The sequence below is a fragment of the Streptomyces sp. NPDC051976 genome, from assembly GCF_040680795.1.
Taxonomy (GTDB): domain Bacteria; phylum Actinomycetota; class Actinomycetes; order Streptomycetales; family Streptomycetaceae; genus Actinacidiphila.
In genome coordinates this window covers 97840-119000 of record NZ_JBFAXL010000026.1, presented here as the reverse complement: position 1 = coordinate 119000, position 21161 = coordinate 97840, and the positions used below count along the sequence as shown (strand labels likewise).

Below are 21161 nucleotides of genomic sequence, written 5' to 3'. Positions count from 1 at the left end.
CGCGCGGCGGCCTGCCCGGACGCTGCCACGGGGGAGGCACGTCCGGACAGGCCGGATGCGGGGAAGGCGGGTGTCACAGCCACCAGCCTCCCCGGTTCTGGGGTGCGCGCACGTCGCGCTCAGGGGCGAGGAGCGGGCTACTCCGGTGGACTCACCCGCCCGTCCGCTACTCCCCGGGGAGTACGGGGCGGGCGGGGTTCCTCGCGCGGGCTTCCTCGGGCGGGCCTCCTGTTCGGCCTACGAAGCGGTGGCCGCGGCGGCCAGCAGCCGGTCGATGTCGTCGAGGGGCAGCGACAGGCAGCGGCCGACCGCCTCCAGCACCTCGCGCTCGGCGGGGAGGTACGGGCCGTCGGCGAGGGCGATGTGCGCGCCCTGCAGCAGCACCCGCTCGCGGCCCTGCGGGGCCAGGTGGTCGGCCAGCGGCTCCAGCGCCTCGTGCAGCTCGATGGACAGCCAGCTTCCGCAGCCGTCGACCTCGTCGGCGAAGGAGTCGGGGCCCAGTTCGGCCGCGCCCGGTCCCGTACCGGCGCCGGGGCCCGTGTAGCGGCCCTCGTCGGCGACGATCGCGGCGAGCAGGCCGAGCAGTTGGTCCTCGGTGCAGTCGGAGAACCCGGCGGAGCGGACCGCGCCGACGGCGGCCTCGCGGGCCGGGCGGCCGGTGGCACCGCCCGCGGTGAGCACGGCGAGCGCGATGGTGTGCACCGCGTCGCGCAGCATCGCGGAGAACCGGGTGGTGGTGGGCCGCAGCAGCACCTCGGAGCCGAACTGCCGGTGGCAGGCGGTGCATTCGATCACGGTGCCGGCCGGGCCGCGGTTGAGCACCGGCACATTGAGCACGGTCAGCCTGCGGGTGCCGGTTCTGCGGTGGTAGGCGCGGTCGCCGCCGCAGTCGGCGCAGAAGAACTCGCCGTCGTCCTCGGTGTGCCACGCGGTGCGGACACCCCAGATACACAGCCTCAGCTTCATCACGCTGCACCCTCCGGCCGTTTTGTCCCGGTACGCACCCATCCGGCCCGTACGCGTGTCAAACGCCTCGGCAACGGTGCCGTACAGCCGTGATGTTAGCCACACCAATGACGTGGAGTCAGTACCGCGTACGGGGGCAATTCACCTCCACTTCCGCGGGCCGGCTCCGCGAGGGCGTCCTGGAGAGCCGCCTGTGACGGCCCGCGGACTCTCAGGCGTGCATGAGCAGCGACGAGATGCGGTCGTTCCACTCGTCGCCGACGTACTTCTGGTCACCGAGCCAGGTGTGGTTGTCGCCGCCGTACGCGCTGCCGTCGAAGCCCTGGATCACGGCGCAGTTGTTGAAGGTCCGGAACGACGAGATGGCGTTGTCCCAGCCGGGGCCGAGGAAGGCACCGATGTCGGAGATGCCGTACCCGGCGGCGTCGCACAGGCCGGCGCCGTCGCGGATGTCGGTGGAGTCGCCCGTGAAGCCGCTGTCCGCGTACCAGGTCATCAGCAGGGTGCCCGAGCGGGCGGCGCGCGTGCGTGCCGCGGCGCCGCAGCGGGTCAGCGGGGTGCCGTCCCCGCGCAGGGTGATGACGCAGTGCCGGGGTTGACGCGGCGCCCCCGCGGGGCCGCCCGCACCGGGAGCCGAGGCACGCGCGGGAACGGCCGCGGCCGCCGCGAGCAGGACGGCCGCGGCCGTGGCCGCGAGGCAGGTGGTACGGAGGTTCGCGTGGTGGTTCTGGGGCATACCGCGACGGTAGGGACGAAGCGGTCATGACATCCGGACGAACCTCCGGCGCCTGCCCGAGTTCACCCGGGTGCGGGAGCCGGTGACGGCCCCCGCACCCGGCACGGTTCAGCGGCCCGCGCGGTTGACGGCCGAGACCAGGGCCTTCAGCGAGGCGCGGGTGGTGTTGGGGTCGATGCCGATCCCCCACAGCACCCTGCCGTCGATGGCGCACTCGATGTACGAGGCCGCCTGCGCGGAGGCGCCCTCGCTCATGGTGTGCTCGCTGTAGTCCAGCACGCGGGCGTCGATGCCGACGGCGGCCAGCGCGTCCACGAAGGCGGAGATCGGGCCGTTGCCGGTACCGGTCAGCGCCGTCTCGACGCCGTCCACCACGGCCTCCACGGTCAGCGCGTCGGTGCCGTCGCTGGAGGTCGACGCCTGGGCCGAGCGCAGCGCGATCCGGCCCCACGCGTTGTCGGTGGTGGGCAGGTACTCGTCCTGGAAGACCGCCCAGATCTGCGCCGGGGTGACCTCGCCGCCCTCGGTGTCCGTCTTGGCCTGGATGATCTTCGAGAACTCGATCTGCATCCGGCGCGGCAGGTCCAGCTTGTGCCCGTTCTTCAGCACGTACGCGACGCCGCCCTTGCCCGACTGCGAGTTGACCCGGATGACGGCCTCGTAGGAGCGGCCGACGTCCTTGGGGTCGATCGGCAGGTACGGCACCGCCCACTCGATCTCGTCGACCGTCTTGCCCTGGGCCGCGGCCTCGGCCTCCATCGCCTCGAAGCCCTTCTTGATGGCGTCCTGGTGGGAGCCGGAGAAGGACGTGTAGACCAGGTCGCCCGCGTAGGGGTGGCGCGGGTGGACCTCCATCTGGTTGCAGTACTCGGCGGTGCGGCGGATCTCGTCGATCTGCGAGAAGTCGATCTGCGGGTCGACGCCCTGGCTGAACAGGTTCATCCCCAGCGTCACCAGGTCGACGTTGCCGGTGCGCTCGCCCTGCCCGAACAGGCAGCCCTCGATCCGGTCCGCACCGGCCATGATCGCCAGCTCGGCGGCGGCCACCGCCGTACCGCGGTCGTTGTGCGGGTGGACCGACAGGCAGACGTACTCGCGGCGCGACAGGTTGCGCGACATCCACTCGAAGCGGTCGGCGTGCGTGGACGGGGTGGAACGCTCCACGGTGGCGGGCAGGTTGAGGATGATCTCGCGGCCCTCCTCGGGCTGCCAGACGTCCATCACGCCCTCGCAGACCTCCAGGGCGAAGTCCAGCTCGGTGTCGGTGAAGATCTCCGGGCTGTACTGGTAGCCGAAGACCGTCTCGTCGCCCAGGATCTTGTCCGCGTACTCCATGACCAGCCGGGTGCCGTCCACCGCGATCTGCTTGACCTGGTCACGGGTGCCGCGGAAGACGACCCGGCGGAAGACCGGCGCGGTCGCGTTGTACAGGTGCACGGTCGCCCGGGGCGCGCCGCGCAGCGACTCCACGGTGCGCTCGATCAGCTCCTCGCGCGCCTGGGTCAGTACGGAGATCGTCACGTCCTCGGGGATCGCGCCGCCCTCGATGATGGAGCGGACGAAGTCGAAGTCGGTGGCGCCGGAGGACGGGAAGCCGACCTCGATCTCCTTGTAGCCCATCCGTACCAGCAGGTCGAACATCTCGCGCTTGCGGGCGGGCGACATCGGATCGATCAGCGCCTGGTTGCCGTCGCGCAGGTCCGTGGACAGCCAGCGGGGGGCCTTGGTGATGCGCGCGTTCGGCCAGGTGCGGTCGGCGATGTCCACCGCTTCGTACTGCCCGTACTTGTGGACCGGCATCGCCGTGGGGCGCTGGCGGACGGTCGCGGCGGTGATGGGCGTGGGGCGGCCGACGGAATTCGGGCTGGACATGTGGGCTGGCTCCTCGGGGGTCCGGCTGAGAGAGTCGGCCGACGGCGATCGCACGCCAGAACTCCGCGGGGAGGGGGTCGGCCTACGACTACAGGCCCTCGCCGCGGCAGCTAAGGAGAAGCAGCCCGAAACGCATGATGGCAACGACCATAACCGAGTCCGGCGCGATCACGCAGCTCGTACGTAGTTCCTCTCACTATGCAAGATGGATGGGTCTGTCCACCAAAACCATGATCCTTCCCTCCTTTTCATCAATCATGGCCGTAACCAGTGACAGTGAGTGTGGTGCGTGCCACATTGCGTGGCATGGATGCCTCCACCGACCTGACCCCGGTCTTCTGCTCGATCGTGCCGCCACACGTCCTGGACAAGCTCGCGCGCTCCGAGGACGCCGCGCTGTCCGGGCCCGCCCGGCGCACCCTGGAACACGACTCCCTGCAGCGCACCCGCCGCCGGCTGACCACCGTGATCGGCGCCACGGCGGTGACCGGCGCCGCCGCCTCCGACCAGCCGCAGCGGACCATCCACGACGCGAAGCACCAGGACGCGCTGCCCGGCCGCAGGGTCCGCGCCGAGGGCGCGAAGCCGTCGAAGGACGCGAGCGTGAACCGCGCGTACGACGCACTCGGCGCCACCTTCGAGACGTACCTCAAGGCGTACGGCCGTCACTCGATCGATGACGCGGGGCTGCCGCTGGTGGCGAGCGTCCACTACCTCCAGGACTACAACAACGCCTTCTGGAACGGCCAGCAGATGGTCTTCGGCGACGGTGACGGCCGGATCTTCCTGGACTTCACCCTCCCGCTGGACGTCATCGGCCACGAGTTGACGCACGGCGTCACGCAGTACACCGCCAACCTCGACTACTTCGGGCAGTCCGGCGCCCTCAACGAGTCGGTCTCCGACGTCTTCGGCAGCCTCATCAAGCAGTTCACCCTCGGCCAGAGCGCCGAGGCGGCGGACTGGCTGATCGGCGCGGGCCTGCTGGCTCCGGGCGTCAACGGCCACGCGCTGCGTTCCATGAAGGAGCCGGGCACCGCCTACGACGACCCGCAGCTCGGCAAGGACCCGCAGCCCGGGACGATGGACGGCTATGTGCAGACCTCGCGCGACAACGGCGGGGTGCACATCAACTCCGGCATCCCCAACCACGCCTTCTACCTGCTCGCCGCCGAACTGGGCGGCAACGCCTGGGAGCACGCCGGGCAGATCTGGTACGACACCCTCACCGGCGGCAAGCTGTCCGCGCAGGCGCAGTTCGCCGACTTCGCGACCGCCACGGCCGCCGCGGCCCATTCCCGCTACGGTGACGGTGTGCAGTACCAGGCCGTGCTCAAGGCGTGGTCCCAGGTCGGCGTGCCGGTCGGGCCGACTCCGTCGCCCGCCGAGGTGCCCCACCAGCAGGGCGAGCCGCAGGCGGCGGAGCCCGCGAACTGAGCGGAGGGTGTCGTGCGCATCGAGGTGACCCGTACCGGCGGCTTCGCCGCCATCGAGCGCCACGCCACCCTCGACACCAAGGGCCGCCCCGACGCGGGTCATCTCCGGACCCTCGCCGAGGCGGCCCTGGCCCCCGCTCCCCCGCACCCGCCCGTCCCCGACGGCTTCCACTACGAGATCACCGTCGACACCCGCACCGTCCAGTGCGCGGACCCGGCCCTCACCTCCGCCCAGCGCGAGCTGATCGAGACGGTCCTGGGCGAGGGCGCGTAGGGCACTCACCCCCGCCGCACCCTGGATTTCGCACCCGATTCCCACTACGACGACGGAATCAGTAACACTCTGGCCGTCGCACGAGGGAATCGGTAGTGTCGGAGCCATGAGCCTTCCACCCGGTGAACGGCGGCTGCCGGAGAACGACCGCACGCGTCACCGCCGGTTGCGCGAGCAGGGCAGCCTCGACCGCGCCGACCTCGACGCCATCCTCGCGGCGGGCTTCCTCTGCCACCTCGGCGTCGTCGTCGACGGCACTCCCCTGGTGGTCCCGACGGTCTACGGCTCCGACGGCGGCACGCTGTACTTCCACGGCTCGGCCGCCAGCCGCAGCCTCACCGCCTCGCCGCGGGCGACGGTGTGCGTCACCGTCACGCACGTCGACGGGCTGGTGCTCGCCCGGTCGGTCTTCGAGCACGGTGTGAACTACCGCAGCGCCATGGTCTTCGGGATCCCGCGCGCGGTCACCGAGCCGGAGGAGAAGCTCGCGGGCCTGCGCCTGCTGACCGAGCACACCGCCCCCGGCCAGTGGGACTACGCCCGGCGCCCCAGCCGCAAGGAGCTGGCCGCCACCACCCTGCTCGCCCTCCCTCTGGACGAGGCATCGGTGAAGATCCGCACCGGCCCGCCCGACGACGGCGACGGCCCGGACGCGGCCCTCGGCGTCTGGGCGGGCGTCCTCCCCCTGCACGCCGCCTGGGGCGCACTCCAGCCCGACCCGGCCCTTCCCCCGGGCACCGAGGCCCCGCCCCACCTCACCACCCGCGTCGGCACGACGGCGGGCTGACGCCCGTCAGGGGCGGGTCGCCGTGGTGCAGCGGAAGCGGATCGACATCGTCAGGGTGCCGTCCTCGGCCCGCAGCGGTTCGGTGGCGGCGAGGGTGGCGGCGCGGGCCGCGGGCAGGTCGGCGTCGGGGATGTCGGCGACGCGGCCGCGGTAGACGCTGCCCCAGAGGTAGTCCCACCAGGAGGCGGGGTCGGGCAGGGTGACGAGCACGGCCAGTTCCTCGTCGGTGACCTCGCGGAAGCCCGCGGCGGCGGCCAGGGACGGCGGGTCCACGTCGTCGCTGGGGCGGGCGGCCGGGGCGAAGGGTTCCAGCGCCGCGTCGACCGCCTGCCAGTCGGGGTGGAAGCCGGGGACGAAGCGGGCGACGGCCAGCATCCCGCCGGGCCGCAGCAGCCGGGCGTACGCGTGCAACGCGGCCTGCGGATCCGGCAGTTGCGGCAGCACGAAGCTGGATGTCACCGCGTCGAAGGACGCGTCAGGGAAGTCCGGCGCCTCGGCGTCCCCGACGGTGACGGTCGCCTGCGTGAGCCCGAGCCCGGCGGCCTCGGCCGCCGTCTCCCGCACCATCACCGGAGAGATGTCCACCCCCGCCGCCCGCCCGGTCGGCCCCACCGCCCCCGCGAGCGGAAACAGACACGCCCCCCGCCCGCACCCGGCATCCAGCACACTCATCCCCGCGGCCAGCCCCAACCGCCGCACGAGCGCCGCCCCGGCGAGAGCATAGAACGGCGGCCCCGCCCGGTCATACGTCCGCGCCATGTCGTCATACCGCGCCGCCGCCCGCCGCTTCCGATCCATGTCGCCCACCCTAAGCGGCAGTTCCCCACCCCCGGCCTCCGACCACCGCCCTGGTCGGCCTGAATTGGGCCCCCCGCCTCGGGGGTGGCGGGGGCCCGGTTCAGGGGGTGGGTCAGTTGGCTGCGGGGGTGGCGGGTTCCGGGTCGCGGGAGGGGGACGCCGGGGAGGGGACGGGGGCGCCGGTCACCGAGGGTTGGGCGTGGCGGACCAGGGCGAGGACCACCAGGGCGCCGAGGAGGGCGCCGATCGTGGAGACCAGGAAGACGCGGTCGAGGCCGGAGGCGTACGCGGCCCGGATCGAGCCGCCGCCGGACACGACGTGGCGGAGCCGGGAGCTGAAGAGGGCGCCGAAGACCGCGATGCCGAGCGTCATCCCGAGTTGCCGGGCGGTGTTGACGGCCGCGCTGGCCATGCCCGCCCGCTGCGGCGGGACCGCGGCGACGGCGGCGGAGACCAGCACGGGGGTGCTGAGGCCGACGCCCACACCGGCCACGGCGAGACCCGCCACCAGCGCATACTGCCCTGAGCCCGCGGAGACCCCCGCGTACAGCAGCGCGGAGCCCGCGGCGATGCCCAGCAGGCCGACGCCGATCGGGATCCGGGGCGCGGCCCGGTGGGTGAAGCGGCCCACGAGGAGGGCGACGACGAAGGACGTCAGGGCCATCGGCATCAGGGCGAGGCCGCCGCGGATCGGGCCCAGGCGCAGCACGTTCTGCAGCCACAGCGAGACGAAGACCAGGCCGCCGAAGGCCGCGCCCTGGAGCAGCAGCGCCCCGCCGAGCAGGCCCGCGAAGGACGGGCGGCGCAGCAGCGCCAGGTCGAGCATGGGGTGCGGGGCGAGCAGTTCCACGGGGACGAAGGCCACCGCGGCGGCTCCCGCGATCACGAAGGCGGTCACGGTTCCCGTGTCGCCCCAGCCGTGCTCGCCGCCGCGGATCAGCGCGTAGGTGAGGGCGGCGGCGGCCAGCGTGAAGACGGCGGCGCCGGGCAGGTCGAGCCGCCCCGCGCCCCGCGAACCGGCGGGCAGCACCTTCAGGGTGAGGTAGACCGCGGCCACGGCGATCGGCAGGTTGACCAGGAAGATCGCCTGCCAGCCGAAGCCCTGGGTGAGCAGCCCGCCGAGCACGGGCCCGGCCGCCGCGGCGGCACCGTTGACCGCGCCCCACACGCCGAAGGCGGTGCCGCGGTCGCGCCCCTGGTACGTCGCCGAGACCAGCGCGGCCGAGGTGGCGAACATCGCGGCCCCGCCGATGCCCTGGACGCCGCGGGAGGCGACGAGCACGGCCGCGTTCGGTGCCAGCGCGCACCCGAGGGAGGCCAGCGCGAAGACGGTCAGGCCCGCCGCGTAGAGCCGACGGTGGCCGAAGAGGTCGGCGAGCGAGCCCGTGAACATCAGCAGGGACGCGAGGGCGAGGGCGTAGATGTCCATCACCCACTGGAGGGACGAGAAGGACGCGTCCAGGTCGTCTGCCATCCGCGGCAGCGCGACGTTCACGATGGTGACGTCGACGAGCAGGATGAAGGCGCCGAGGCATATCGCCACGAGGGGCAGCCATTTGCGCATGGGTGGGACTCCGTTTCGGTGGTTCGGCCGGGTGCGGCTCGACCAGTTTCTGCGGCGCGTCCCGGTACGCCACAGCCGCTCGGCCTCTCGCGGCGGAATCCGACATCGCCTACGGTGTGGGGGTGGAATCCGACACCAATTGGTCGCCGCTGAGCGTTCTCGACGAGCTGGACCAGCAGGTCGTACAGGCCCTCCAGGTGGACGGGCGGGCGTCATTCCGGCGGATCGGCGAGGTGCTGGGCGTCTCCGACCAGACCGTGGCCCGGCGCTACGCCCGGCTGCGGTCCGCGGGGACGGTCCGGGTGCTGGGCCTGGTGGACCCGCTGCGCAGCGGGCTGACGCCGTGGTTCGTCCGGGTGCGCTGCACGCCGGACGCGGCGGCGTCGGTCGGCGAGGCGATGGCCCGGCGCACCGACACCCGCTGGGTGAGCCTGCTCTCCGGCGGCACCGAGATCTCCTGCCTGACCCACTCCGCGGGCCCCGGCCGGGACGACGCGCTGCTGCTGCAGAAGCTGCCGCATACCCCGCGGGTCGTGGAGGTGACCGCGCACGCGCTGCTGCACGTCTTCTTCGGGCAGGACCTGAGCCCGGTGACCAGGAAGGGCCCGCTGGACGCGGCCCAGATCGCCGCGCTGGTCCCGGAGGACGCGCCCGACCGGCCGGCCGCCGAGGCCCTCGTCACCGACCCGGTCGTCCTGGGGCCGGGGGACCAGCAGCTCATGGACGTCCTGGCCCGCGACGGCCGGACGTCCGCGGCCGATCTGGCCACCGTCACCGGCTGGTCGCAGACGCGGGTACGGCGGCGGCTGTCGGAGCTGCGGTCCAGCGGGGCGCTCTACTACGACCTGGACGTCGGCGGCGTCCTGGCGGCGGACATGCGGGCCGCGCTCTGGCTGGAGGTGGAACCGGCCCGGCTCGCCGAGGTCGGCAACGCGCTGGCCGGGCACGACGCGGTGGCCTTCGCCGGGGCGACCACCGGCACGGCCAACGTCTACGCGGCCATCCAGTGCCGTGACCCGGGCGCCTTCTACCGCTATCTGACCGGGCCGGTGGCCGCGCTCCCGGGCCTGCGCCGTACGGAGACGGCCCCGATCCACCGCACGCTGAAGGGCCCGAGCCCCTTCATGGACGCGATGCGACGCTGAGACCCGGTCGCCTCAGCAGGCGATCTGCTCGTCCAGCGCGGCGAGCAGCCAGTCGTGGATGACGCCGGGCGTCGGCTCGGGCGGGCCCGAGGCCGGGCGGGAGACCTCGGCGACGAGCGCCCAGTAGCGGTCGATCCGCGGGTCCGCGGCGAGCTGGCCGCTGAGCACGCGGCGCAGGTCAGGGGTGTCCCGGGCGCCGCGCGACCCCGCGTAGGCGGCGACGAAGCAGTCCAGCGCCTCGCCGTCGTGCGGTGCCCGCAACGCCCGCATCTCCACCGCCGCCAGGGTGTACGCCTCCCGCAGACCGTCGTAGAGCACGGCCGGGCGGAAGGACTTGTCGGGCCGGTGCGCCTCGGGCTGCCAGCGCTTCCCGCCCGGTCCCGGCGTGCAGGTGCCGGAGACGAAGGCGTGCAGCCGCGCGAAGGCCAGCACCTGGTCGGGGCGCGGCTCGTCCGGGGGCTGCGGCACGGCCTCTTCGAGGATCGCCGAGACCAGCCGCGCCGGGAGCCGCGGCGGCAGCCACCGCCGCCAGAAGCGGGCCATCGGCGCGGTGCTGGGCGGCGCGGACACCGCCCCGACGAGCCGCAGCCGCTCGGCACGCTCCCCGGGCGGGCACTCCCGTACCAGCCGCAGCGCGGCCTCCCGCCAGCGCAGCGCGGCCAGTTGGGTACCGACCTCCCGCAACTGCCCCGCGACGACGTCCTCCAGGACACCGCCGTCCAGCACGTCGCCGTCGAGCCCGCCGTCGTCCTCCGGGAGCCTCCCGAGCACCCGCCCGATCTCGGGCACCGCCACATCCAGTGCGCGCAACGCCCTGATCAGCCGCAGCCGTTCCACCGCGTCCGGCCCGTACCGCCGGTGGCCCCCCGCACTGCGCCCGGCCTCGGGCAGCAGCCCGCGATCCGAGTAGAAGCGCACGGTCTTGACACTGACCCCGGCCCGTTCGGCCAACTCCCCGATGCCCAGCAGACCGTCAGCGAACACGCCGTGCCCCTCCTCGGGTCAGAAGCCGAGCTTCCTCAACTGCTTCGGGTCGCGCTGCCAGTCCTTGGCGACCTTGACGTGGAGGTCGAGGAAGACGGGGGTGCCGAGGAGGGCTTCGATCTGGGTGCGGGACTTGGTGCCGACTTCCTTCAGGCGGGCGCCCTTGGGGCCGATGATGATGCCCTTCTGGCTGGGGCGCTCGATGTAGAGGTTGGCGTGGATGTCCAGCAGCGGGCGGTTCTCGGGGCGGCCCTCGCGCGGCAGCATCTCCTCGACCACGACGGCGATGGAGTGCGGGAGTTCGTCACGGACGCCTTCGAGGGCGGCCTCGCGGATGAGTTCGGCGACCATGATCTGCTCGGGCTCGTCGGTGAGGTCGCCCTCGGGGTAGAGGAGGGGGCCCTCGGGGAGCAGCGGGACGAGGAGGTCGGCGAGGAGGGAGACCTGGTCGCCGCCGGTCGCGGAGACGGGGACGATCTCGGCCCACTCGAAGCCCAGGTCGCGGCCGAGCTTGTCGACGGCGAGGAGCTGCAGGGCGAGCTGCTTGGAGTCGACGAGGTCGGTCTTGGTGACGATCGCCACCTTCGGCGTCTTCTTGATCCCGGCCAGCTCGCGGGCGATGAAGGTGTCGCCGGGGCCGAGTTTCTCGTCGGCGGGCAGGCAGAAGCCGATCACGTCGACCTCGGCCCACGTGGTGCGGACCACGTCGTTGAGCCGCTCGCCGAGCAGGGTGCGGGGCTTGTGCAGGCCGGGGGTGTCGACCAGCACGAGCTGGGCGTCGGGTCGGTGCACGATGCCGCGCACGGTGTGCCGGGTGGTCTGCGGCCGGTTGGAGGTGATCGCCACCTTCTGGCCGACCAGAGCGTTCGTAAGGGTCGACTTGCCCGCGTTGGGGCGGCCGACGAAACAGGCGAACCCGGACCGGTGGACGGACTCGGGGTTCTCGGCGGGCTGGGTACGAGCGCTCATGCGCCCCATTCTCCCCGATGCCGGGGCCCGCCGAGCACGCCGAGGCCGCCGGAGGCCCGGACACGGGCGCGGTGACGGGCAGGCGACCGGGCGGTGAGGGGCCGGAAACGCCCCCGCAACACGAAACACGGGTGAAACACGGACGCCCACATACGGAAACGCGCGCCCGTGACGCTCTTCCTACCCGTCCATGGAAGGGGACCCCCTCGTGCTGCTCCTGTCCGCCGGAAAGTCCGCCGTCGACACCGGTGACACCGCCTGGCTGCTGGCCGCCACCGCTCTGGTGCTGCTGATGACCCCGGGCCTGGCGCTCTTCTACGGCGGCATGGTCCGCAGCAAGAGCGTCCTCAACATGTTCATGATGAGCTTTGTGTCGATCGCGCTGGTCACGGTGGTGTGGCTGGCCGCCGGATACACCCTCGCCTTCGGCAAGGACGCGGGCGGCCTGGGCCTGATCGGCGATCTCGACCACCTGGGGATGCACGGGATCGGCCCGACGAGCGTGACCGGCACCGTGCCGACGCTGCTCTTCGCCGCCTTCCAGCTCACCTTCGCGATCATCACGGCGGCCCTGATCAGCGGCGCGGTCGCGGACCGGGCGCGGTTCGGCGCATGGGTGGTCTTCGTACTGGTGTGGACGCTGGCCGTATACGTGCCGGTGGCGCACTGGGTCTTCGACTCCGGCGGCTGGATCGTCGAAAAGCTGGGCGCGCTGGACTTCGCGGGCGGCACCGTGGTGGAGGTCTGCTCCGGCGCCTCCGGGCTGGCGCTGGCGATCGTGCTGGGTCCGCGCCTCGGTTTCCGCAAGGACTCGATGCGGCCGCACAACGTGCCGCTGGTGCTGCTCGGCGCGGGTCTGCTCTGGTTCGGCTGGTTCGGCTTCAACGCCGGCTCCGCGTACGGCGCGAACGGCCTGGCCGCCGCCGCGTTCCTCAACACCCAGGCGGCGGGCTGCGCGGGCCTGCTGGGCTGGCTGATCGTGGAGAAGCGCAGGGACGGCCACGCCACCACGCTGGGCGCCGCGTCCGGCGCGGTCGCTGGCCTGGTCGCGATCACCCCGTCCTGCGGCAGCGTCGACCTGGCGGGCGCGCTGGTGGTGGGCCTTGCCGCGGGCGTGCTCTGCTCGTACGCGGTGAGCTGGAAGTTCCGCTGGGGCGTGGACGACTCGCTGGACGTGGTCGGTGTGCACCTCGTCGGCGGCATCGTCGGCACCCTGCTGATCGGCCTGCTGGCCACCGCGACCATGACCGGCGGCCCCGAGGGCCTGCTGTACGGCGGCGGCCTGGGCCAGCTGGGCAAGCAGGCGGTCGCGGTGGCGGCCGTCGGCGCGTACGCGTTCACCGTCACGTACGGCATCGGGCGGGCGATCGAGCGGCTGATGGGCTTCCGGGCGACGGAAGAGGAGGAACGCACCGGCCTGGACCTGACCGTGCACGCCGAGACCGCCTACGATCACGGCGTACTGACTCACGGCATGTCGCATCTGCACTCCGCCGCGCACACCCCTGACAGGAGCACCCTCACATGAAGCTGGTCACCGCCGTGATCAAGCCGTACAAGCTGGACGACGTGAAGACGGCGCTGCAGGAGATGGGCGTGCAGGGCCTCACCGTCACCGAGGCCAGCGGGTACGGCAGGCAGCGCGGGCACACCGAGGTGTACCGCGGCGCCGAGTACCGGGTCGATCTGGTGCCCAAGGCCAGGGTCGAGGTGCTGGTCGAGGACGCGGAGGCGGACGCGGTGATCGACACGCTGGTCAACGCGGCCAGGACCGGCAAGATCGGCGACGGCAAGGTATGGGCGGTCCCGGTGGAGACCGCGGTCCGCGTCAGGACCGGCGAACGCGGCCCCGACGCGCTGTAGCCGTAACGGCGGTGGGCCCGGGGCGAGTTGAGTACCCCCGGGCCCGGGGTGACCGTCAGCCCGCCGTGACCGTGCCGCGCAGCGAGCCGTCGGGGGCCGCCAGGAGCAGGGGGGTGGCCGGGCCGCCGAGGTCGCGGACGGCGGCGCGGTCGGCGTCGGCGGCGGACTCCGCGGCGGTGACCACCGCGGCGGACTCCAGCGACTTGGCGCCGCTGGCCACCGCCATGGCGACGGCGGTCTGCAGGGCGGTGAGGTTCAGCGACTCCAGGGATACGGAACCGGCCACGTAGGTGCGCCCCGTCTCGTCCCGTACGGCGGCGCCCTCGGGCACTCCGTTACGGGCGCGGGCCGACCGGGCCAGCGTGATGAGCTTGAGGTCTTCGGGATCCAGTGGCTGCGCGTCGCTCATACGCGCGAGCATATCGGCCGCCCGGGGCCGGGGTCCCGGGGAGGTCACCCGATGGAGGATCACTCTCCGTAGTCCGAAATGCGCGGTCGGCTACCGGCGCCTAGCCTGAGCAGAGCAGTCCCTGTGAGGTGATCACGCCATGTCCCTGCATCTTCCCCTCGTCATCGCCCTCGCCGTCGCGATGCTCTTCCTGCGGCGCACCGGAGCGGTCAAACCCGCTCACGCGCTCACCTGCGGCGCCTTCGGCTTCTACCTCGCGGACACCAGCTTCGCCGGGACGATCCACGCCGCGAGCGCCAACGTCCTGTCGATGATCGGCGCGTTCGGCGGGTGATCGCCCGTCTCGGGCTCGTGGCCGCCCAACTCGGGCGTCTGACCGGCACCGTCCCGCGAGGGACGCGTCAGCCCGCCAGCGGGTAGAGCGTGCCGCGCCTGCCCTCGGGGGAGGTCAGCCACTCCAGCTTGGCGGCGGTGTCGCTGCCCGGCAGCGGATTGTGCATGACGACCGTCAGGTCCGGCCTGGCGGGCAGCCGCATCTGGGTGCTCTCGAAGGCCATCGCGCCGACCAGCGGATGGTCGAGTTCCTTGCGCGTCTGGCCGCTCGGCTGCACGTCGCCGCGCGCCCACAGTTCGGCGAACTCCTCGCTGACGGCGGAGAGTTCGGCGACGACCCGGCGGAAGCCCTCGTCGTCGGGGTGTTCGGAGGCCGCCGCCCGGTACTGCGCCACCACCGTCGCCGCCAACTCCGCGTGGCGGCCGGCCCGGTCGCGGTAGACGGGGTTGGTGAAGAAGGTGACCAGGCAGTTGGTGTCGTGGTCGGTGAAGCCGAAGGTCAGCCGGGCCGCGTCGTTGAAGCCCACGATGTTCCAGTAGGCGTCCATGATGTGCGCGGGCAGCGGCATCCACGCCTCGATCAGCCGGTGCAGCCCGGCGCAGTAGTCGCCCGCGGCGGTGTCCGCGGCCGAAACGGCCTCCGGCAGCGGCGGGTTGAGCCCGGCGAGCACGTACAGATGGCGCCGCTCGGGGCCGTTGAGCCGCAGCACCCGGGAGACGGCGTCCAGCACCTACGGGGAGACGGTGATGTCCCGGCCCTGCTCCAGCCACTGGTACCAGGACGCGCCGACCCCCGCCAGCACCGCCACCTCCTCGCGGCGCAGCCCGGGCGTGCGGCGGCGGGCGCCGCCGTCGGGAAGTCCCGCTTCCGCGGGCGAGATACGGGCGCGGCGGGTGCGCAGGAAGTCCCGCAGTTCCTGGCGGCGGTGCGGCACCGCCGGGCGCGCCGACGGTATGGACACGGACTGCTCCACTCGCTCCCCCTCGGACGGATGAACCCGGCCCGAGGGCCTGGCTGGTGGTCCCACCACCAGCATAAACGGCGGCTCCCCAGCGCCGGTTGATCCGCCGGATGGTGGTCGCATGGCAACCGACACCACCACGTCCTCCCCGGCCGGAGCCCTGCGCGACCCGGCCCCCGAACGCCTCGGCACCCGCGCCAAGCTGGTCCTCTTCGTGCTCTGCGCGGCCCAGTTCATGATCGCCCTCGACTTCTCCATCCTGAATGTGTCGCTGCCCGTCCTCGGCGCCGATCTCGGCATGAGCCGGGCCAACCTGCAGTGGGCGGTGACCGCGTTCGCGCTGCCGTCCGGCGGGTTCCTGCTGCTCTTCGGCCGGATCGCCGACCTGTTCGGCCGCCGCAGACTGTTCCTGACCGGGCTCGCGGTGTTCACCGCGGCCTCGCTGCTGGCCACCCTCGCCTGGGACCCGGCGGCGTTCCTGGCCGCCCGCGCGATCCAGGGCCTGGGCGCGGCGGTGATCGTGCCGACCGGCATGTCCCTGCTGACCACCACCTTCCCCGAGGGGCCGCAGCGGGAGCGGGCGCTGGGCATCAGCGGCACCCTGCTCTCACTGGGCTTCACCATCGGCGTCGTCATGGGCGGCACCCTCACCGACGCCTTCGGGTGGCGCTCCACGATGGCGCTGCTGGCCGGTGCGGGTGTGCTCGTGCTGGCCGCGGCGCCCGGTCTGCTGACCGAGTCGCGGCACCCGCGGCGGCCGCGGATCGACGTCCCCGGCGCGGTCACCGTCACCGGCGGGCTGCTCGCGGTGATCTACGCGCTGTCCACCGCCGCACAGCGCGGCTTCGGCCGCCCCGACGTCGTCATCGCGCTGGTCCTGGGCGTGCTGCTGCTCGGCGCCTTCGTGGCGGTGGAGTCGCGGGCGGCGGAGCCGATGGTGTCGCTGCCGATGCTGCGCCGCCGCACCGTCGCCTGGGGCAACCTCGCCGGGCTGACCACCTTCGCGATGATGAGCACGGTCGTCTTCCTGCTTACCCTGTACCTCCAGGAGATCCGCGGCCTGTCGGCGTTCCGCACCGGCCTGGTCTTCGGTGTGCAGGGCGTGTTCGCGGCCGTGACGGGGATGACCGCGGCCCGGGTGATCGGCCGCCTCGGCACCCGTACGACGCTGCTGGCGGGGCTGCTGGTGCAGGCCGCGCTGACCGCGGTGCTGCTCTTCCTCGGCTCGGGCCCTGCGGGCACCTGGCTGGCGCTGACCGGCGCCTCGCTGGCCTGTGTCGGCCATCTGTGGGTGATCGTCAGCTACGGCATCACGGCCACCTCCGGGCTGCCGGACGGCGAACAGGGCCTGGCCACCGGGCTGGTGACGAGTTCCCAGCAGGTGGGGCTGACGGTCGGCATCCCGCTGCTGTCGGCGCTGGCCTCCAGCCGTACGAACCTGCTGTCGGGCATCCGGCTGGCACTCGCGGTGGACGTGGCGGTGCTGCTGGTGGTGGCCGCGCTGGTCGCGGTGGGGCTGCGCAGGACGGGGCGCCCTGCCTGAGCAGTCCAGTACGGCGGGTGTCCCGGTGGCTCACCGGCCGCCGGGACACCCGTGCCTCAGCCCGCCTCGGGCCGGTCCAGGACCCGCAGCCAGTGGCCCTCGGGCTGGCGGCGGACCACCTGCACCCGGCCGCCGGTGCCGTCCTTCGGGCGGGTGGAGGTGAGCGCGATGTCCCCGCTGATCAGCGTCGGCAGCGGCTCCTCGACCTCGAAGGTCGGCCTGGCGGCGAGCAGTTGGCCGTACAGCTCGCGCAGCGCGGCGGTGCCGGTGGACGGCCGGTCGATCGGGTAGGCCACCACCGCTTCGGGTTCGAAGAGTTCCAGGATGCCGTCGAGGTCTGCGGCGTTGACCCGCTCCACGAACAGCCGGGCGATGTCCTCGGGGTGCTCGGCGCGTGCACGGTTCTCGGTCATGTCCATCCCTGCTCTCTGTTCCGCCCTTGCGGTCTTCCGTCCTTCGGTATCCATCCTGGGCCGCCCGTCGCCATAAGTCCAAGATCTAGATCTTCTACGAGCTAGCATTGTCAGTTATGGAACTGAGGCAGCTCGAATACTTCGTCACCGTGGCCGACGAGGCGGGCTTCACCCGGGCCGCCACCAAGCTGCATGTCGCCCAGCCGGGCATCAGCGCGCAGGTCAAGCAGCTCGAACGGGAGCTGGGCCAGCCGTTGTTCGACCGCTCGGGCCGTACCGTACGGCTCACCGAGGCCGGGCGGGCCGTGCTGCCGTACGCGCGGGCCGCGCTCGACGCGGTGGCCGGGGCGCGGCTGGCGGCGGCCGAGCTGACCGGGCTGGTCCGCGGCCATGTCGCGATCGGCACCGTCACCTCGCTCGGCTCCGACATGAACGTGCCCGGCCTGCTGGCCGGCTTCCACCGGGCTCATCCCGGTGTGGAGATCACGCTCTCCGAGGACACCTCGGACCACCTGCTCGCCGGGCTGCTCGACGGCCGCTTCGACCTGGCCTTCGCCGGGCTGGCCGGGGATCCGCCCGACGGCGTCGGCATCCAGGTCCTCGTGGACGACGCGCTGGTCGCCGCGGTCGCGCCCGCCGACCCGCTGGCCGCCCGCGCCTCGGTACCGCTGGCTGCGCTCGCCGACCGTCCCCTGATCACGCTGCCGCGGGGCACCGGGCTCCGGGCGGCGGTGGACGCCGGGTGCGCAGCGGCCGGGTTCCGGCCGCGGATCGGGTTCGAAGCGGGCAATCCGGAGGTGCTTGCCTCGCTCGCCGCGGAGGGCTTGGGCGTCGCCCTCCTCCCGGCCACCATGGCCGCCGCCTACCCCGGGCTCTCCGCGGTGAGCCTCACCCGGCCCCGCCTCCGCTCCCGCCTCGTCCTCGCCTGGCGCCGCACCCCTCCGGGGCCGGCCGCCCGTGCCTTCCTCAGCCACGCCCGAGAGTTCCTGGCCCGGTAGGGCCCCGACAGGGGCGCGGGGAACTGCGCGACCAGCCGTCGCGCGCCTGCACGTCACCACCGGCCCCAAAGGGGCAGATCGGTTGTCTCCCGACCACCGGCCGGTGGGGGCTTGTCGCGCAGTTCCCCGCGCCCCTTCGGGGCACCTCCGGTGCCTGGTCCACCGCAAGCGCAGCGATTATTCGGGAGCCGGAGCCGGCTCTACGAGGACGGTGCCGATGCGGTTGCGGCGCCCCGCCTGCGTTTCCGCGGTGAGGCGCAGGGCCACCGCGTGTTCCCCGGTGCCGTCGTCGGGGAGCGGTACCACCGCTGTCGCGCCAGGGATGGGCACGCGGCCGAGGGACTTGGCCAGGAGGCCGCCCACCGTCTCGACGTCGTCGTCGTCGAGCTCGACGCCGTAGAGGTCGCCGAGGTCGCCGATGTCGAGGCGGGCGGTGACCCGGTAGGAGCCCGCGCCGAGATCCTCGACCGGCGGCGTCTCCCGGTCGTACTCGTCGGTGATCTCGCCGACGATCTCCTCGAGGATGTCCTCGATGGTGACGATCCCGGCGGTGCCGCCGTACTCGTCGACCACGACCGCGACATGGTTGCGGTCCTGCTGCATCTCCCGCAGCAGGTCGCCCGCGTTCTTGGTGTCGGGGACGAAGGCGGCGGGCCTGATCAGCGTGGAGACCTGGTCGTTCTCGGCGTCGCGGTTGATGTGCACCCGGCGCGCCAGGTCCTTGAGGTAGACGAAGCCGACGACGTCGTCCTCGCTCTCACCGGTGACCGGGATACGCGAGAACCCGCTGCGCAACGCGAGCGTCATCGCCTGACGGATCGTCTTGAACCGCTCGATCATGACGAGTTCGGTGCGCGGCACCATCACCTCGCGCACGATGGTGTCGCCGAGTTCGAAGACGGAGTGCACCATCCGGCGCTCCTCGTCCTCGATCAGCGACTCGGACTCGGCCAGGTCGACCATCGCCCGCAGTTCCGCCTCACTCGCGAACGGCCCGCGCTTGAAGCCCTTTCCGGGGGTCAGCGCGTTGCCGAGCAGGATCAGCAGCCCCGGCACCGGGCCCATCACCCGGGCCAGCGGCAGCAGGACGTACGACGCGGCGGTGGCGGTGTTCATCGGGTGCTGGCGGCCGATGGTGCGCGGCGAGACGCCGACCGCCACGTACGACACCAGGACCATGACGCCGATGGCCACGGCCAGCACCTGCCAGGTGCGGTCGAAGTGCCGGTCGCAGACCACGGTGATGAGGACGGCGGCGGCCGTCTCGCAGCCGACCCGCAGCAGCAGCGCCACATTGAGGTAGCGCGTCGGGTCGGAGGCCACCGACAGCAGGTTCAGGGCGCCCTTGCGGCCCGCCCGCAGCGCCTCCTCGGCGCGGAACCGGGAGATCCGGGCGATCGCCGCCTCCGCGCAGGCGGCGAGCCAGGCGACGACGACCAGGATGACAGCGAAGACGATCATGCGAGGTCCGTCGGCCTCAGTGGGTGGTGGGGGCGGGCGACTCGCCCTCGATACCGCGCTCGGAACGCCAGCCGTCGAGGATCGCCTTCTGCAGGCCGAACATCTCGGCCTTCTCGTCCGCCTCCTCGTGGTCGTACCCGAGCAGGTGGAGGACGCCGTGGACGGTGAGCAGTTGCAGCTCCTCGTCCATGGTGTGCTTGGTCGGCGCCTCCTCGGCCTGCTTCTTCGCGACCTCGGGGCAGAGCACGATGTCGCCGAGGAGCCCCTGGGAGGGCTCCTCGTCGTCCTTGCCGGGACGCAGTTCGTCCATCGGGAAGGACATGACATCGGTGGGTCCCGGCAGGTCCATCCACTGCATGTGGAGCTGCTCCATCGCATCCGCGTCCACCACGATCACCGAGAGTTCGGAGAGCGGGTGGATGCGCATGCGGTGGAGGGCGTAGCGGGCGGCGTCGAGGACCGCCTGCTCGTCGATCTCCCAGCCGGACTCGTTGTTGACGTCGATCGCCATGATGGTGAGGTGGTTACTTTCCGTTGGCACCGGCCGGGCCGGCGATGCTGTCGTCGTAGCGCTCGTAGGCGTCCACGATGCGTCCGACCAGCTTATGGCGCACCACGTCGCTACTGGTGAGCCGGGAGAAGTGAATGTCCTCGACGTCGGTGAGGATGTCCTGGACCTGCCGCAGACCGCTCTTCGTGCCGTTCGGCAGGTCGACCTGGGTGACGTCACCGGTGATGACGATCTTCGAGTCGAAGCCGAGCCGGGTCAGGAACATCTTCATCTGCTCGGCGCTGGTGTTCTGCGCCTCGTCGAGGATGATGAACGCGTCGTTGAGCGTACGGCCGCGCATGTACGCCAGCGGCGCGACCTCGATGGTCCCGGCCGCCATCAGCCGCGGGATCGAGTCGGGGTCGAGCATGTCGTGCAGCGCGTCGTAGAGCGGGCGCAGGTACGGGTCGATCTTCTCGTACAGGGTGCCCGGCAGGAAGCCGAGCCGCTCGCCCGCCTCGACCGCGGGACGGGTCAGGATGATCCGGTTGACCTGCTTGGACTGCAGGGCCTGGACCGCCTTGGCCATCGCCAGATAGGTCTTGCCGGTACCCGCGGGGCCGATGCCGAACACGATGGTGTGCGTGTCGATGGCGTCGACGTACCGCTTCTGGTTGAGCGTCTTGGGGCGGATGGTGCGGCCCCTGCTGGAGAGGATGTTCTGCGTGAGGACCTGCGCGGGGGTCTCCGCGCCGGGATCCGCCGCCGAGCCGTTCGCCCGGAGCATGGCGATCGACCGCTCCACGGCGTCCTCGGTCATCGGCTGGCCGGTGCGGAGCACCAGCATCATCTCGTCGAACAGCCGCTGGACCAGTGCCACCTCGACGGCCTCGCCGACGGCACTGACCTCGTTGCCGCGGACGTGGATGTCGACGGCCGGAAACGCCTGCTCGATCACACGGAGGAGAGCGTCTCCCGAACCCAGGACGGTCACCATGGGGTGCTTGGCCGGTACGACGAAGTGGGCGCGCGCCTGCTGAGGCGGCTGCGGCTGCTGCTTTGTCGGTGTCTGTGTCATGGGCCGGCGCTAGGGCCTGCTCATCCCGCTTTCTGCTGCTCGGGGGGCCCAGGGGGCCTTGGGGTACCAAGCGTACGACG

Annotated in this window: 21 protein-coding genes and 1 pseudogene; 9 read left to right on the top strand and 13 right to left on the bottom strand. The window is 72.4% G+C overall.

The window, feature by feature from the left end:
* Window positions 1–237 precede the first annotated feature (237 nt).
* The 3 genes from AB0M29_RS24895 to leuA form a co-directional block, all read right to left on the bottom strand.
* Window positions 238–966: a TerB family tellurite resistance protein gene (locus AB0M29_RS24895; protein ID WP_365386145.1), complete on the bottom strand. Its 729-nt coding sequence runs from the start codon at window positions 964–966 to the stop codon at window positions 238–240.
* A gap of 211 nt (window positions 967–1177) precedes the next feature.
* Window positions 1178–1702, bottom strand: a complete 525-nt coding sequence (locus AB0M29_RS24890) for a hypothetical protein (RefSeq protein WP_365386143.1) — start codon at window positions 1700–1702, stop codon at window positions 1178–1180.
* Window positions 1703–1810: 108 nt separating this feature from the next.
* On the bottom strand, window positions 1811–3574 hold the full coding sequence (leuA, locus tag AB0M29_RS24885) for a 2-isopropylmalate synthase (protein WP_365386140.1): 1764 nt from the start codon (window positions 3572–3574) through the stop codon (window positions 1811–1813).
* A gap of 306 nt (window positions 3575–3880) precedes the next feature.
* Between leuA and AB0M29_RS24880 the strand changes: the two genes are divergently transcribed.
* The 3 genes from AB0M29_RS24880 to AB0M29_RS24870 all read left to right on the top strand — a co-directional run bounded on the left by AB0M29_RS24880 (window position 3881) and on the right by AB0M29_RS24870 (window position 6071).
* Complete coding sequence (locus tag AB0M29_RS24880) at window positions 3881–5011, top strand: M4 family metallopeptidase (protein ID WP_365386138.1); 1131 nt, start codon at window positions 3881–3883, stop codon at window positions 5009–5011.
* A 12-nt stretch (window positions 5012–5023) separates the two neighbouring features.
* Window positions 5024–5284 carry a protealysin inhibitor emfourin gene (locus tag AB0M29_RS24875; RefSeq protein ID WP_365386137.1) on the top strand — a complete coding sequence of 87 codons (261 nt, stop codon included), beginning with the start codon at window positions 5024–5026 and terminating at the stop codon, window positions 5282–5284.
* A 106-nt stretch (window positions 5285–5390) separates the two neighbouring features.
* Window positions 5391–6071, top strand: coding sequence for a pyridoxamine 5'-phosphate oxidase family protein (locus tag AB0M29_RS24870; protein WP_365386135.1), 681 nt, complete (start codon window positions 5391–5393; stop codon window positions 6069–6071).
* Between the two features lie 6 nt (window positions 6072–6077).
* On the opposite strand, the gene AB0M29_RS24865 is transcribed toward AB0M29_RS24870, so the two are convergent.
* Both AB0M29_RS24865 and AB0M29_RS24860 read right to left on the bottom strand, forming a co-directional pair.
* Window positions 6078–6869: a methyltransferase domain-containing protein gene (locus AB0M29_RS24865; protein ID WP_365386133.1), complete on the bottom strand. Its 792-nt coding sequence runs from the start codon at window positions 6867–6869 to the stop codon at window positions 6078–6080.
* Between the two features lie 112 nt (window positions 6870–6981).
* On the bottom strand, window positions 6982–8433 hold the full coding sequence (locus tag AB0M29_RS24860; RefSeq protein ID WP_365386131.1) for an MFS transporter: 1452 nt from the start codon (window positions 8431–8433) through the stop codon (window positions 6982–6984).
* A 122-nt stretch (window positions 8434–8555) separates the two neighbouring features.
* On the opposite strand from AB0M29_RS24860, the gene AB0M29_RS24855 reads away from it, so the two are divergent.
* Window positions 8556–9578 carry an Lrp/AsnC family transcriptional regulator gene (locus AB0M29_RS24855; protein WP_365386128.1) on the top strand — a complete coding sequence of 341 codons (1023 nt, stop codon included), beginning with the start codon at window positions 8556–8558 and terminating at the stop codon, window positions 9576–9578.
* Between the two features lie 12 nt (window positions 9579–9590).
* On the opposite strand, the gene AB0M29_RS24850 is transcribed toward AB0M29_RS24855, so the two are convergent.
* Window positions 9591–10562 (bottom strand): MerR family transcriptional regulator, encoded by a 972-nt coding sequence (locus tag AB0M29_RS24850; protein ID WP_365386126.1) that lies wholly within the window; start codon window positions 10560–10562, stop codon window positions 9591–9593.
* An 18-nt stretch (window positions 10563–10580) separates the two neighbouring features.
* A complete protein-coding gene (gene era, locus AB0M29_RS24845) occupies window positions 10581–11531 on the bottom strand; it encodes a GTPase Era (protein ID WP_365386125.1) in 951 nt (316 codons plus the stop codon).
* A gap of 190 nt (window positions 11532–11721) precedes the next feature.
* Here era and AB0M29_RS24840 point away from each other — a divergent pair, with 190 nt between their 5' ends.
* Together AB0M29_RS24840 and AB0M29_RS24835 are read left to right on the top strand one after the other, a co-directional pair.
* Window positions 11722–13059 carry an ammonium transporter gene (locus AB0M29_RS24840; protein WP_365386123.1) on the top strand — a complete coding sequence of 446 codons (1338 nt, stop codon included), beginning with the start codon at window positions 11722–11724 and terminating at the stop codon, window positions 13057–13059.
* Complete coding sequence (locus AB0M29_RS24835) at window positions 13056–13394, top strand: P-II family nitrogen regulator (protein ID WP_365386122.1); 339 nt, start codon at window positions 13056–13058, stop codon at window positions 13392–13394. Before AB0M29_RS24840 ends, AB0M29_RS24835 begins: the two co-directional genes overlap by 4 nt.
* 55 nt (window positions 13395–13449) lie before the next feature.
* Here AB0M29_RS24835 and AB0M29_RS24830 read toward each other — a convergent pair whose 3' ends face one another.
* The gene (locus tag AB0M29_RS24830) at window positions 13450–13803 is read right to left on the bottom strand and encodes a cytidine deaminase (RefSeq protein WP_365386121.1); all 354 of its coding nucleotides are present in this window, start codon (window positions 13801–13803) and stop codon (window positions 13450–13452) included.
* Window positions 13804–13942: 139 nt separating this feature from the next.
* On the opposite strand from AB0M29_RS24830, the gene AB0M29_RS24825 reads away from it, so the two are divergent.
* Window positions 13943–14137, top strand: coding sequence for a hypothetical protein (locus AB0M29_RS24825; protein WP_365386120.1), 195 nt, complete (start codon window positions 13943–13945; stop codon window positions 14135–14137).
* Between the two features lie 67 nt (window positions 14138–14204).
* Here AB0M29_RS24825 and AB0M29_RS24820 read toward each other — a convergent pair.
* Window positions 14205–15092 (bottom strand): annotated as a pseudogene (locus tag AB0M29_RS24820) (helix-turn-helix transcriptional regulator).
* 127 nt (window positions 15093–15219) lie between these two features.
* Here AB0M29_RS24820 and AB0M29_RS24815 point away from each other — a divergent pair.
* Window positions 15220–16641 carry an MFS transporter gene (locus AB0M29_RS24815; RefSeq protein ID WP_365386118.1) on the top strand — a complete coding sequence of 474 codons (1422 nt, stop codon included), beginning with the start codon at window positions 15220–15222 and terminating at the stop codon, window positions 16639–16641.
* A gap of 56 nt (window positions 16642–16697) precedes the next feature.
* Here the strand turns inward: AB0M29_RS24815 and AB0M29_RS24810 are convergent, their stop codons facing one another.
* Window positions 16698–17054, bottom strand: a complete 357-nt coding sequence (locus AB0M29_RS24810; protein WP_365386115.1) for a nuclear transport factor 2 family protein — start codon at window positions 17052–17054, stop codon at window positions 16698–16700.
* Window positions 17055–17170: 116 nt separating this feature from the next.
* Here AB0M29_RS24810 and AB0M29_RS24805 point away from each other — a divergent pair, with 116 nt between their 5' ends.
* A complete protein-coding gene (locus AB0M29_RS24805; protein WP_365386114.1) occupies window positions 17171–18052 on the top strand; it encodes a LysR family transcriptional regulator in 882 nt (293 codons plus the stop codon).
* Between the two features lie 177 nt (window positions 18053–18229).
* Here AB0M29_RS24805 and AB0M29_RS24800 read toward each other — a convergent pair whose 3' ends face one another.
* Genes AB0M29_RS24800 through AB0M29_RS24790 form a run of 3 tightly spaced genes read right to left on the bottom strand, consistent with a single transcriptional unit; the run spans window position 18230 to window position 21081 of the window.
* The gene (locus AB0M29_RS24800; protein WP_365386111.1) at window positions 18230–19513 is read right to left on the bottom strand and encodes a hemolysin family protein; all 1284 of its coding nucleotides are present in this window, start codon (window positions 19511–19513) and stop codon (window positions 18230–18232) included.
* 16 nt (window positions 19514–19529) lie between these two features.
* Window positions 19530–20024 carry an rRNA maturation RNase YbeY gene (ybeY, locus tag AB0M29_RS24795; RefSeq protein ID WP_365386109.1) on the bottom strand — a complete coding sequence of 165 codons (495 nt, stop codon included), beginning with the start codon at window positions 20022–20024 and terminating at the stop codon, window positions 19530–19532.
* Between the two features lie 13 nt (window positions 20025–20037).
* Window positions 20038–21081, bottom strand: coding sequence for a PhoH family protein (locus AB0M29_RS24790; RefSeq protein WP_365386106.1), 1044 nt, complete (start codon window positions 21079–21081; stop codon window positions 20038–20040).
* Window positions 21082–21161: the final 80 nt, after the last annotated feature.

Excerpts from the sequence above, each read along its gene's own strand:
- AB0M29_RS24895 (WP_365386145.1), bottom strand. The coding sequence starts at position 966 with ATGAAGCTGAGGCTGTGTATCTGGGGTGTCCGCACCGCGTGGCACACC.
- AB0M29_RS24890 (WP_365386143.1), bottom strand. The coding sequence starts at position 1,702 with ATGCCCCAGAACCACCACGCGAACCTCCGTACCACCTGCCTCGCGGCC.
- leuA (WP_365386140.1), bottom strand. The coding sequence starts at position 3,574 with ATGTCCAGCCCGAATTCCGTCGGCCGCCCCACGCCCATCACCGCCGCG.
- AB0M29_RS24880 (WP_365386138.1), top strand. The coding sequence starts at position 3,881 with ATGGATGCCTCCACCGACCTGACCCCGGTCTTCTGCTCGATCGTGCCG.
- AB0M29_RS24870 (WP_365386135.1), top strand. The coding sequence starts at position 5,391 with ATGAGCCTTCCACCCGGTGAACGGCGGCTGCCGGAGAACGACCGCACG.
- AB0M29_RS24865 (WP_365386133.1), bottom strand. The coding sequence starts at position 6,869 with ATGGATCGGAAGCGGCGGGCGGCGGCGCGGTATGACGACATGGCGCGG.
- AB0M29_RS24860 (WP_365386131.1), bottom strand. The coding sequence starts at position 8,433 with ATGCGCAAATGGCTGCCCCTCGTGGCGATATGCCTCGGCGCCTTCATC.
- era (WP_365386125.1), bottom strand. The coding sequence starts at position 11,531 with ATGAGCGCTCGTACCCAGCCCGCCGAGAACCCCGAGTCCGTCCACCGG.
- AB0M29_RS24840 (WP_365386123.1), top strand. The coding sequence starts at position 11,722 with ATGGAAGGGGACCCCCTCGTGCTGCTCCTGTCCGCCGGAAAGTCCGCC.
- AB0M29_RS24835 (WP_365386122.1), top strand. The coding sequence starts at position 13,056 with ATGAAGCTGGTCACCGCCGTGATCAAGCCGTACAAGCTGGACGACGTG.
- AB0M29_RS24830 (WP_365386121.1), bottom strand. The coding sequence starts at position 13,803 with ATGAGCGACGCGCAGCCACTGGATCCCGAAGACCTCAAGCTCATCACG.
- AB0M29_RS24825 (WP_365386120.1), top strand. The coding sequence starts at position 13,943 with ATGTCCCTGCATCTTCCCCTCGTCATCGCCCTCGCCGTCGCGATGCTC.
- AB0M29_RS24815 (WP_365386118.1), top strand. The coding sequence starts at position 15,220 with ATGGCAACCGACACCACCACGTCCTCCCCGGCCGGAGCCCTGCGCGAC.
- AB0M29_RS24810 (WP_365386115.1), bottom strand. The coding sequence starts at position 17,054 with ATGACCGAGAACCGTGCACGCGCCGAGCACCCCGAGGACATCGCCCGG.
- AB0M29_RS24805 (WP_365386114.1), top strand. The coding sequence starts at position 17,171 with ATGGAACTGAGGCAGCTCGAATACTTCGTCACCGTGGCCGACGAGGCG.
- AB0M29_RS24800 (WP_365386111.1), bottom strand. The coding sequence starts at position 19,513 with ATGATCGTCTTCGCTGTCATCCTGGTCGTCGTCGCCTGGCTCGCCGCC.
- ybeY (WP_365386109.1), bottom strand. The coding sequence starts at position 20,024 with ATGGCGATCGACGTCAACAACGAGTCCGGCTGGGAGATCGACGAGCAG.
- AB0M29_RS24790 (WP_365386106.1), bottom strand. The coding sequence starts at position 21,081 with ATGACACAGACACCGACAAAGCAGCAGCCGCAGCCGCCTCAGCAGGCG.